General features: G+C 65.6%; 12 protein-coding genes. 6 read left to right on the forward strand and 6 right to left on the reverse strand.

What is annotated here, in order from left to right; all coding sequences use genetic code 11:
* Positions 1 to 16: 16 nt before the first annotated feature.
* The 3 genes from ASC70_RS21445 to ASC70_RS21455 form a co-directional block, all read right to left on the reverse strand.
* The gene (locus ASC70_RS21445; RefSeq protein WP_056054388.1) at positions 17 to 1,450 is read right to left on the reverse strand and encodes a glycosyl hydrolase family 28 protein; all 1,434 of its coding nucleotides are present in this window, start codon (positions 1,448 to 1,450) and stop codon (positions 17 to 19) included.
* 133 nt (positions 1,451 to 1,583) lie between these two features.
* On the reverse strand, positions 1,584 to 2,459 hold the full coding sequence (locus tag ASC70_RS21450) for an aldo/keto reductase family oxidoreductase (RefSeq protein ID WP_056054391.1): 876 nt from the start codon (positions 2,457 to 2,459) through the stop codon (positions 1,584 to 1,586).
* Between the two features lie 29 nt (positions 2,460 to 2,488).
* Positions 2,489 to 3,412 carry an NADP-dependent oxidoreductase gene (locus ASC70_RS21455; RefSeq protein ID WP_056054394.1) on the reverse strand — a complete coding sequence of 308 codons (924 nt, stop codon included), beginning with the start codon at positions 3,410 to 3,412 and terminating at the stop codon, positions 2,489 to 2,491.
* A 120-nt stretch (positions 3,413 to 3,532) separates the two neighbouring features.
* On the opposite strand from ASC70_RS21455, the gene ASC70_RS21460 reads away from it, so the two are divergent.
* On the forward strand, positions 3,533 to 4,138 hold the full coding sequence (locus ASC70_RS21460; RefSeq protein ID WP_056054398.1) for a TetR/AcrR family transcriptional regulator: 606 nt from the start codon (positions 3,533 to 3,535) through the stop codon (positions 4,136 to 4,138).
* Here ASC70_RS21460 and ASC70_RS21465 read toward each other — a convergent pair.
* Complete coding sequence (locus ASC70_RS21465) at positions 4,135 to 4,728, reverse strand: TetR/AcrR family transcriptional regulator (protein WP_056054401.1); 594 nt, start codon at positions 4,726 to 4,728, stop codon at positions 4,135 to 4,137. The genes ASC70_RS21460 and ASC70_RS21465 overlap by 4 nt on opposite strands.
* Positions 4,729 to 4,840: 112 nt before the next feature.
* On the opposite strand from ASC70_RS21465, the gene ASC70_RS21470 reads away from it, so the two are divergent.
* The 4 genes from ASC70_RS21470 to ASC70_RS21485 all read left to right on the forward strand — a co-directional run bounded on the left by ASC70_RS21470 (position 4,841) and on the right by ASC70_RS21485 (position 7,557).
* Positions 4,841 to 5,626: a crotonase/enoyl-CoA hydratase family protein gene (locus tag ASC70_RS21470; RefSeq protein ID WP_056054404.1), complete on the forward strand. Its 786-nt coding sequence runs from the start codon at positions 4,841 to 4,843 to the stop codon at positions 5,624 to 5,626.
* Positions 5,627 to 5,630: 4 nt separating this feature from the next.
* Positions 5,631 to 6,113, forward strand: coding sequence for a hypothetical protein (locus ASC70_RS21475; protein ID WP_056054407.1), 483 nt, complete (start codon positions 5,631 to 5,633; stop codon positions 6,111 to 6,113).
* Complete coding sequence (locus ASC70_RS21480) at positions 6,110 to 6,577, forward strand: VOC family protein (protein ID WP_056054409.1); 468 nt, start codon at positions 6,110 to 6,112, stop codon at positions 6,575 to 6,577. The genes ASC70_RS21475 and ASC70_RS21480 overlap by 4 nt, the downstream gene beginning before the upstream one ends.
* Before the next feature lie 146 nt (positions 6,578 to 6,723).
* Positions 6,724 to 7,557, forward strand: a complete 834-nt coding sequence (locus tag ASC70_RS21485; RefSeq protein WP_056054412.1) for a GNAT family N-acetyltransferase — start codon at positions 6,724 to 6,726, stop codon at positions 7,555 to 7,557.
* 814 nt (positions 7,558 to 8,371) lie between these two features.
* On the opposite strand, the gene ASC70_RS21490 is transcribed toward ASC70_RS21485, so the two are convergent.
* Positions 8,372 to 8,683: a putative quinol monooxygenase gene (locus ASC70_RS21490; RefSeq protein ID WP_056054415.1), complete on the reverse strand. Its 312-nt coding sequence runs from the start codon at positions 8,681 to 8,683 to the stop codon at positions 8,372 to 8,374.
* 393 nt (positions 8,684 to 9,076) lie between these two features.
* On the opposite strand from ASC70_RS21490, the gene ASC70_RS21495 reads away from it, so the two are divergent.
* Complete coding sequence (locus ASC70_RS21495) at positions 9,077 to 10,498, forward strand: NAD(P)-dependent oxidoreductase (protein ID WP_056054418.1); 1,422 nt, start codon at positions 9,077 to 9,079, stop codon at positions 10,496 to 10,498.
* 194 nt (positions 10,499 to 10,692) lie between these two features.
* On the opposite strand, the gene ASC70_RS21500 is transcribed toward ASC70_RS21495, so the two are convergent.
* Entirely contained in the window at positions 10,693 to 11,043 is a 351-nt protein-coding gene (locus tag ASC70_RS21500) for a DUF3768 domain-containing protein (protein WP_056054576.1), read from the reverse strand.

Genomic DNA, 11,043 nt, shown 5'->3' on the forward strand with positions numbered 1-11,043 from the left:
GCGACGGCGACGCTAGCTAGCGGATCGTCAGACCCACGACATCACTGCCGATGGCGATGTCGCCATCCTTCGGCTCCTTGATCGGCTTTCCGCCGATGCGCAGGTTCTCGATGGTGACGTTCTTGACGGCTGTCTGGGGCGAGAGGCCCTTGATGATCGATGCGCTCGGTAGGCCTTCGCCCGTGAAGGTGACGTCGCGCAGGGTGACGCCGTCGATCCCGCGACCAGGGGCCTTGTTGTAGCGCGGGTTGTTCCCGGCCACGATGTTGATCAGCTTGCCTTCCTCGATGCGGTCGACGCGGATGTCGCTGAAGGTCACGTCGCGGATCAGCGTGCCGTCGCCCGAATAGATCGCCATCACGCCCTCCCAGTCCGGATCGTCCTCGTCGAGGTTGGCGACGTCGATGTTGTCGAAGGTGATGTTCCTGATCGTGCGCGGATCGGCGTTGTCGCCGAAATGGCCGACATAGAGGGCGTGGGCGACATCGACCCAGAGGCGCATGTTTCGAACCTCGATGTCGGCGGTGTCGCCCGGCGGGTTGGGGTCTGGAATTCCGGTCTGGGCCGCCTTCTGGCGACAGATCGGGCAGTCGGCGACGGCATAGACCACGACCGCGTCGTCGGACACGCGCAGGTAGCAGTCCTGGATCTTCACCCGGCGCGACGTCGAGATGTTGATGCCGTCCGACCACTTGCCGGAGGTGAAGCCGGTCAGGTCATGGACGCTGACGTCTTGCGAGTTGCGGATGTTCATCACCCGCGCGGCGTCCTTGCGGTCGCTGTTGACGAGGATCAGGTCTGAGATCTCGATGTTGCTGGCCTTGTCCAGGTCGATCCCGCGCCCGGGATCCCAGAGCAGGCCGCGTCCGGAGATCTTCACGTCGGTGACGCCGTTCAGGTCGAAGGCCCCCTTCAGGACCGCGCCGCCTTCGAGATAGACGCGCTGCCCCGACTTGACCGGAAAATAGTCCAGCCCCGGCGGCGGGGTGTGGACGCCGGGCTCGAAGTAGACGACGTCGTCCCCAGCCGGGCGCGGGGCAGGGGGCTTTCCGGCGATGATGTGCAGGTTGTGCAGCCGGTCGTCGTCGAACTGCAGCGAAAAGCGCTCCGGCCTCGTCAAGGTCATGCGCACGACGGCGCCCACGCGTTGAGGCCGGACCTTGCTGGACAGCGGCGCGACCAAGACCTGGTCGAACCTGCCGTTGTTCTTCAACACCTCCAGCTCGACGCTTCCCTCGAAGTCGAAATAGACCATCGAGGCGTTCTGCTTGGTGTCGGTGTCGACCTGCACGCGATACTCGTAGACGTCGCGCCATTCGCCGCCCGGCGTGCGCACGCGCACGGTGAAGTCATCGTTATGGGCCGAGTAGAGCAGGGCGGGCGGAACGGAATAGGTCCGCAGGGTGTCGGCGAGCGCCGCGCCGCCCAGCAGCAGGGAAGAGGCTAGCAAAGTCGTAGCGCGCGCGAGCCACCTGTTCCTAAGCCTCACGTTTCCTCCTCGACGCCGCTGTTTGTCGCGATCTTTGATATCGATATCATTATAGGTCGAAAGTGCAAGGCGGGCGCGGCGATGGCTCGACCTTTCACTCTCCGCCGCCGATCCCGTCGAGCGCGGTGACCTGCGCTGGCGAGAGCGCCAGGTCCGCCGAGGCGAAGTTCTCCCGCAGGTGCGCCTGCGAAGAGGTGCCCGCGATCACCAGGATGTTCGGCGAGCGCTGCAGCAGCCAGGCCAGCGCGACCTGCTTGGGGCTGGCGCCCAGCTCGGCCGCCACCTCGGAGAGCCGCGACGATTGCAGAGGCGAAAAGCCGCCCAGGGGGAAGAAGGGCACGTAGGCCACGCCCTCGGCGGCCAGCGCGTCGATGAACTCATCGTCGCCGCGCTGCGCCAGATTGTACTGGTTCTGGACGCAAACGATGTCGGCGATCGCCCTAGCTTCAGCGAACTGGGCCGGCGAGACGCTGCTCAGGCCGATGTGGCGGATCAGGCCCTGACGCTGGAGCTCGACCAGCACGCCCAACGGCTCGGCCACGGATCGCTCGTCGGGGCCATGAGGGCCGCCCAGCCTCAGATTGACGACGTCCAGCGCCTCCAGATCGAGGCTGGAGAGGTTCTCGTGCACCGCGCGGGTGAGGCCCTCGGGCGTATGGTCGGGCGCCCAGGATCCCTCCGGGCCGCGGACGAAGCCGACCTTGGTGATGATCGTCAGGCCTCTGGGATAGGGCGCGAGCGCTTCGCGGATCAGCGAGTTGGCGACGCCGGGACCGTAGAATTCGGCCGTGTCGATGTGGTTGGCGCCCAGGGCGACGACGTCGCGCAGGACGGCCAGGGCGGCGGCCTTGTCGCGGGGCGGGCCCCAGACGTGCGGGCCGGGCAACTGCATGGCGCCGTAACCCATGCGCTTGAGGCTCAGCGACGTGCCGGGAAGGGTGAACGCGCCGCCAAGGGAAGAGGTGCTCATCGGGAGTTTCCGTGGGTTGGTGGCGGAAGTCAGGACAGCGAGACGACGATCTTGCCGCGCGCCCGACCGGAGGTCTGGCGGGCCCAGGCCTCGTCGAAGGCGTCGATCGAGACCTGGCGGTCGATGACGACCTTCAGCCCGTTGCCGACGATCATCGCGACGAGGTCGCCCAGGCGATCGGCGTAGGGTTTGGCGTAGAAGATGCTGGCCTCGACGCCATGGGCCTTGGCCATGGCCTCGTCGGGCGGCATGGCGGTGGAGACCAGCCGGCCGCCTGGGCGCAGGACCGAGTAGGAGCGGCTCTGCGTTTCGCCGCCGACCAGATCGAGCACGACGTCGACGCCCGACACCGCCGTAGTGAAGTCCCGCGCCTGGTAGTCGATCACCTCATCGGCCCCCAGGTCGCGCGCCAGGGCGAGGCCGTCGCCCGAGGCGGTGGCGATTACCCGCGCCCCGGCCATGTGGGCGAACTGAACGGCGAAGCCGCCGACACCGCCCGCCGCACCGTGGATCAGGACGGTCTCGCCGGCCTTCAGCTTGGCGCTGGAGAACAGGGCGTGCCAAGCGGTGATCCCCGCGGTCGGGATTGCGCTGCCTTGCGCCGCCGACAGGGCGTCGGGCAACGCCACGCAGGCGCTGGCTGGCACGACCGCGAAATCGGCCAGGCCGCCGCTGACCCCCGCGTCGGCCCAGGCGATCACCTGGTCGCCGGCCTTCCATTGGGTGACGCCCGAGCCGACCCGCTCAATGACGCCGGCGAAGTCGGTGGCCAGGGTGATCGGCAGCCTGATGTCGAAGAAGTGCTGGGCGAACCCCGACACGACCAGCGCGTCGAGCGGGTTGAGCGCGGCGGCCTGCACGCGCACCAGCACCTCGCCGGTTTCGACGTCGGGCGTCGGCGCGTCCTCGATGCGGGGCGTGTCGTTGAAACGGTGGATGCGTACGGCTCTCATGCTTAGCTTCCGAAATGGAGGGGGAATGGGAGCGCAAGGTTCAAAATTGCACTCGGTGCAGAATCAATACTGCACTAGGTGCAAATTTACAAGAAGGCCGGTCCATGGCATGGCTGGGGCATGGAACCGATCTCAGAGGGTCAGGGCGGCTTGCGTGAGCGCAAGCGCCGCGAAACCCGTCAACGCATCACCGAGACGGGCCTGAAGCTCTTCATCGCCAACGGCTACGAAGCCACGACCCTGGACGCGATCGCCGAGGCCTCGGGGATCGCCCGCCGCACCTTCTTCCACTACTTCAAGTCAAAGGAAGAGATCATCCTGGCCTGGCAGGGCGCGCTGCCCGACAGGGTGCGCGCGGCCGTGCTGGAGCAGGGGTCGGCTGTGTCGCCACTCGCCGCCGTCCAGTCGGCGGTGACCGCCTTGGCGGCGGACATGCGTCCGGACGTGGCGATCACGATCAGCAAGATCGTGCGCTCGTCCGAGCAGCTGCGCGCCGGCAATCAGGTCAAGTTTCTGAACATGGAGCAGGCGGCTTTCGAGGCGTTGTGCGCGCTTTGGCCTGACGAGGCGCGACGAGACGGACTGCGCCTAGCGGCGATGGTCGGCCTGGGGGCGATGCGGCTTTCGCTCGACGCCTGGGTCAATGAAGAGGGCCGAAGGCCGCTCACCGAACATCTCCAGGCGGCGTTCGCCCGCCTGAACGCCGAGCTTGGCGCCGCCGTCTAGGTTTGCGCCGTTTCGCGCGCGCGGGCTTCCAGGTCGAGGACCGTCCGCCGGGCCAGGCGCAGGATCTCGTCCGAGCGCGGGTCGTCCTTGTAGACCCGCGACAGCATCATCGCGCCGATCATCGTGCACCAGCTGGATATGGCCAGGGCCTCGGCGTCGGGAACGTCTCCGATCACTGCCGTCGTCCGGCTGAAATAGTCCTCCAGCCGCTCGCGCATGACGTCGCGGACCTCGGGTTCGGCCCGGCCGGCGTCGCCGGCGAGCGCCGAGATCGCGCAGCCTTCCCCGACGTGATCGCGATGCACAGGACTCAGATAGCTGTTGGCGATCGACTTCAAGGTCGGCGCGCCCTTGGCGCCGGACGCGGCCAGCGAGGCGGCCTCGCCGTCGAGGAGCGCGCGTTCCAGGGCGGCGGCGATCAGGGCCGTGCGCGAGGGGAAGTGACCGTAGAAACCGCCATGGGTCAGGTTCGCGGCCTTCATCACGTCGGCAATGCTGACGCTGTCGAGGCCGCCCTCGCGGATCTGGCGGGCAGCGATCCCCAGGATGCGCTCACGGCTCTCGGCCTTCTCGGCGCGCGAATGTCCCATGTGCTGCTCCGCAGTTGACAGTCTGTATGATGACCATCATGGTGATTTAAGCTGCATGATACTTATCATGCTGAAAGAGTCCGCGTCAAAGAACGCGCGCAAGGGAGAGAGCATGACGACCGTTCCCGAAGGCCATGTCCGTCTCGAGCGCCACGGCCGGGTGCTGAAGATCACCATCGACAATGTCGCCAAGCGCAACGCGTTCTCGCCGGAGATGATGCTGCAGCTTTCGACGGCGCTCACCGAGCTCGATGAGGACGACGCGCTGTGGGCCGGGGTGGTCTGCGCGGCCGGCGACCACTTCACGGCCGGGCTCGACATGCCCAAGTTCTTCGGGCCGGGCGCCTCGCCCAAGGCGATCCCCGACGACGCGATAGACCCGCTGGGCCTGAAGAAGCGCTGCCGCAAGCCGATCGTCACCGCCGTCCAGGGGCTGGTCTATACGGTGGGCGTCGAGTTGATGCTGGCCGGCGACATCGTGGTGGCCGCCGACACCAGCCGTTTCGCCCAGCTGGAGGCCAAGCGCGGCATCGCGCCGTTGGGCGGGGCTCACTTCCGCTACCTGACCCGCGCCGGCTGGGGCGACGCCATGTACCATCTGCTGCTCTGCGACGAGTTCGACGCCGAGCGGGCCTTCAAGATCGGTCTCGTCCAGGAAGTGGTGCCGGCTGGCCAGCAGGTCGACCGGGCCATGGCCTTGGCGCAGCGCATCACCGAGAACGCGCCGCTGGGGATCCAGGTCACCAAGCAGGCGGCCCTGACGTTCCTCGAAGGCGGCGAAGCGGCGGCAATCGCCTATACGCCGAAGATCCGCGAGCGGGTCCTGGCCAGCGCCGACGCCATGGAAGGCGTCATGTCATTCATCGAGCGGCGTCCCGCCGTCTTCACCGGGAAATAGAGCCATGACCATCGTCACCGTGACCGCGCCCAAGGGCCGTCTCGACCTCGACCAACGCCGCCGTCTGGCCGAAACCCTGACCGACGCTGTGCTCGTGCCGGAGGTCGGCCAGCCCGCCCCACCAGCCCGGGTGGGGTTCCAGGTTCGCTTCGTCGAGCTGGAGCCGGACGCCATGGCCATCGGCGGCAAGCTGCTGGTCGATCAGCCGGTCGATGTCATGTCCATCGACGTGGCGGTCATGGACGCGGCCTGGCCCCAGCCGGTACGTGAGCAGGTGATCCGCAACATTCTGGCGTCCATGGCCGAGGCCTGCGGGCTGAGCGCGCCGGCGCCGGCCTGGTGGGTGATGTTCCGCGTGATCGACGAGGGTTCCTGGGGCTCGCGCGGCGGCGTGCTGTCGATCCTCGACCTCCTGGCCAGCGGCGTCTTCACGCCCGAACGGGTCACGGCCATTCAGGCCGAGATCGAAGGGCGGCGGTCGGCATGACGAGCGCCGAAGCCCTGGAGAAGGACGTCGGCGACTGGAACTACCCCTACGGCTCGGCCCAGCGCTACCATCTCCAGCACATCCACCTCTTCGCCTCCGACATCGAACGCACCATCGCCTTCTATCGGACCTGGTTCGACGCGGAGGTGACTTGGGACGGCGACTACGCCGGCGCGCGCAATGTGTTCATGAAGATCGGCATCGGGGCGATGCACCTCTACGACCAGGCGCCGCGCGACCTGGGCCGCAACGCCGTGCATCACCTGGGCATGCAGGTCGTCGGCCTGGATGATCTCCACGACCGCATGGTCGCTGCCGGCGTACCCATCCGCAATCCAGTTCGGCGCAGCGGCGGCAGCGGTTACTTCATGCTTGAGGCCCCGGATGGGGTTCTGCTCGAGGTGTTCGAACCAGGACCGCAGCGCGATCCGGAGGTTCGGCGGTACTATGGCTTTGGTCCGTAGGGCGAGACGCGCGTTGAGGGGGTGCTGAACGTCGCCTTCCTGGAGCCGTGCCAAGTTCCGCTAGTGGCGTGAGCCCGCCCGCGACAGAGACCTTCGGATCGATAGGGAAGGGTGGCCCCCCGGAGGGGCGATGCTAGGGTGTCCCCATGACCCAAACCATCCTCCCCGCGACCGAAGCGACCATGGCCGAGGTCGAAGCCTGGCTCGACGCGGAGGAGGCGCTCTATAGGCCCGGGCACGCCGCGTGGATCGCGGAGGGCTACGACGGCGATCCGCCCGTGCGGGGCTTTCGCTGCAATTGGGACAGCGTCAAGCGCACCTGGCGTGAAGGCTCCGCCCGTGTCGATATCTTGGTGGTCGATGGCGAGGTCGTCGGGTTCCTGGACGGCACGGACATTCTGGAGATCAGGCCGGACCTGCGCGGCCGCGGTTACGGCCGGACCCTTGCTGAATTCATGATCGCCACGGCCTTCAATCTGGGACGCTCGGTCGTGGAGATCGAGATCGCCCCCGAGAGCGCTGAGCCCTTCTGGCGACGCATGGGCTTCACGGTTGTACCCGACCGCAGGGGCAACGGCGGAGGTATCTACGCCTACAGAATCCTGCCGCACGTCTTCAGCCTGGGAGACGGTGAGCGCGTCCCCTACGCCGTGTCGTTCTACGACGAGGACGGCCGCTACGAGACTGACCGCGCGTTCTCTTATTTCTCGGGCGAGGGCGAACGCCTGGGAAATGGGTCGATCCAACTGCCCGAGCGGGCCTACTGCTTTCGCTCGACCGACGCTCAGCACGTCGCCTACTTCGCCAAGATCGAGGTCGACAGCAAGACCCTGTTCTTCGACAAGGCCAAGCGCGACGCAGCCAAGGCATGCGGCGTTCAACGCGACCCGGGCTATATCTACTTCATCGACCGCATCACGCCGCCGACCGATCCGAGGGTCGCTCCAGGCTGCATACGACGCCCTCGGATACCAGAATGAGCGTTGGCGGCGCCGTCCGAGGATGGAAGGGCTGGTCGCCAAAGAAGAAATGCTGGCGGTTCTCCGCGCGGTGTACGAGCGAGAGGGTCACTTAAGCGAAGCCATGCTCAACGCCGATCCCTCTTTACCGTCCGCTTTCCTTTACCGGTACCACTTCGGAAACCTCTCAAACGCCTATCGGCTGGCGGGCGTGCCGTATGACTACGTCGAGTTCAAGCGACGCGGCATGGCCCGGACGTCGGCCCAGCGGGCTGGCTTGCCGCCTCGGAGAGTAACCGTTCCCAGGTGGCCGAGCGTGGATGGCCAGTACTCTGACGACGAACTTCTCGACCACCTGCGCCGGCTGCACGCTCGCCACGGCTATGTCACAGCGCGCCTGATCCGCGCCACCGACTCCCCGCCGCCAGCGCTCTTCATTCACCGGTTCGGCATCTCACAAGCGGCTGAGCGGTCCAGCTCGATTTCGGCGCTCGGATATCGCAAGGAGCCTGCAACTGTTCGGCAGGATTGGCGGCGTCGGCGGGCGATTGTTGCGCCTCGAGTTGCTGCTCAACGAGGCCTGCCTTGGCGATCGTCGCGGAGCGGGTGCGCTCACTGGACAACAGCTCTGACGCCCGATGGACGACAATTCTGCCGGATTTTGGGACAGCAACTAACGGGGTCATCAAATGTGAGGCGTGACAATAAGTTCCGGCTAATAATCATCATCCAACATTATTTCCGATAATCTTAGTTAGACGCAACCGGGCTGAGCGCTAACTCTCGCCGGCCCCTAACCTATGCCTGTGCCAAGTCCAGACCTGCCAAACGCTGCTTAACCCAGGACGCTGCTCGTCGCGTCCAAGGGTTTCGATACGATCGCAACCCGGTCAGCGAGGTCAGAGATCTTGGAGAGATAGTCCTTGAAGTGCGCCGTCGCGCGGTGCGTCAGGACCGCGCTCTCGTCCTCGTAGAGCTCGTCGAGCACAAAGACATTCGCATCATCGCAGCTTTTCCAGATGTCCCAGCGAAGGTTTCCGGGCTCGGCGCGGCTTGAGGCTGCCAATGCCGTAAGAAGTGCTTCGAGGTCGCCAGCCCGTCCGGGCTTAGCTGTCAGGATCGCGCTGATCTTTCGCGTGACGTTCATGACGGCTCCTATGCCTCTGCATTTGGTCTGACTATGCGCAGCCATAGCAGTGCCGAACAGTGCAATCGTGGCGATGCGCCTCGGACGACGAACTCGAAAAACAGTGAGCTGCAGCTTAGCAGCTCTCCATTCGGCGTGCTGACTTCCGCCACCATCGACGGTTAAGGCCAATGCAGCCGAGCGCCGGCCCGAGCAAGCCCCCGCGAGTGGACTTCGATCAAGTGAAAGGCCGAGCCGTGTTTCTGTCCGCCCACGCGGCTCTGAAACAGCGGACGAGAGATCGTTTCATCCGCTGACGCACGCGGGGTCGACGCGGCGTTCTGCTTCCGCTCTAATAGGACGATATCGTACGATTGCGGGCAGCCAGTTCGCAGCACAAAAGGCGGAAACGAAATGGGCGGCAGTCGCAAGGTGGTGTTCCTAACCGGCGCAACAGGGGCCATGGGGCGCGAGGCCGTCAAAGCCATAGCCGCCAAGCGCCAGGACCTGGACCTCCGCGTGTTGGTCAGGCCGGAAGAAAAAAGTCATCCTGTCGTGCGCGACATCCAGCGTCGCGGCCTGGCGACTATCTTCTGGGGCGACTTGACCGACGCGGCCTCTGTGCGCGCGGGCGTGGCCGGCGCCGACGTCGTTCTGCACATGGGCGCCCTGGTCTCACCGCTCGCCGACCGCCTCCCGCCCGATGTGGTGCACCGCGTCAATGTTGGTGGGACACAGAACGTCGTGGACGCGATTCACGCGGACGGCGGCGCCCAGCGCACCCGCTTGATCTACATCGGTACGGTCGCTGAGACCGGCAGCCGCAACGCACCGGTCCACTGGGGCCGTACAGGCGATCCGATCAAGCTGACGGCCTTCTGTCACTATGCCGTTTCAAAGACCCTTGGCGAAGCGATCGTCGCCGAAAGCGGTCTTAAATATTGGGCGTCGCTACGTCAGAGCGGCATGGCGCACTATGAGATGTGGAAGATCTTCGACCCAATCATGTTCCACAATCCGCTCAATGGCGTTTTCGAGTGGTCGACGGCGCACGACAGCGGGCGTCTGATGGCGGCGGTGTGCGGTGATGATGTCCCCGCCGAATTTTGGAGGGGCTTCTACAATATTGGGGGCGGCGCGGCTTCCCGGGTTGTTAACCACCAGTTCATGGCCCGAACCATGCCGCAGTATCAATCAATCTTGCAGCCGCACTGGTTCGCCACGCGTAACTTTCACGGCCAATGGTACGCCGATTCCGACAAGCTCGAAGCGCTCGTGCCCTTTCGTCAGCAGTCGCTGGACGACTATTTCAAGGCGGCGCCGAAACACACCCCGTGGGTCGTGCGCCAGTTTCCAAAGCTCTTTCCGGGCGCGGTGCGCAAGCGCATTGAAACCCTCGCAAAGGCTCCGGGCGGCTCCCTCCATTGGTTCGAGGCAAATGAGACCGACAAGATCCGTGCTTACTTCGGATCGCGGGAGGCCTGGGAAGCCATCCCGCGCGATTGGGACAAGTTCGAGTTTGCCAAGCCCTCGAACGCTCCCACCCTGCTCGACCACGGCTATGACGAGACCCGGGCCATTGAGGACTTGCGGCTAGACGATCTTCGCCAAGCGGCCGAGTTCCGCGGTGGAGCCTGTTTGGCTCAAGCCTACGATGGCCCCGATCAGGCGGTGTCCTGGCGCGCCTCAGACGGTCAGATTTTCGAGAGGACGCCGCGCCTCTACCTAAAGGGCGGCCACTGGGGTCCTGTTCGGGTCGGGGATACGGACGCCGATAGTCAGGAAGCAAAGCGCAACCCCTTCTTCGCGCAGGTCTGGAGCGATTTGAGGGGCTAGCCGCGATCGACGCCGCGCCTCCCGACAAGACGACGCTGAGACCACAAGGGGGCGGCCGTCGCTTCAGGCCTCGGGGCGCCAGGACCAACAGGCGAACCTGCACAACGGCTTCGGCCCTAGGGCCAAGCCACCGTTGAGCAACGCCTGCCAAGGTCCCAGGCCGTCTAAATCCCTCACCATCCAGTGTTCGGGGCTCAACGGCGAACGCCCGTGCGATACTCCTCAGCCAGCATCACCTTGAGCAGCCTGCGCGTGACGCGCGGATCGCCTGGATTTGGAGACCCATGCTGGTAGTTGAGGTCGTAGTATTCGATGACCCATACCAGCCGGCGCCCGGCCGCCTCAAAGGCCCCAAACGACCGCTCGCCGATAGGGTCAGCATCGACGCCGAAGGCATCATAGGCCTTGATCGCCAGGGTGATCGCCGCGCGTCGTTCTGCCCCCAAGGCCTCCACTCCAGCGCTCAAGACCCAGCCTGGCCCAGGATAGGCCCGATGCTCATCGTTGAGCTGGGCGACGGCGGCGACCCGTCGTGCCAGCGCCAT

It is taken from the genome of Caulobacter sp. Root343 (assembly GCF_001425745.1).
GTDB lineage: Bacteria > Pseudomonadota > Alphaproteobacteria > Caulobacterales > Caulobacteraceae > Caulobacter.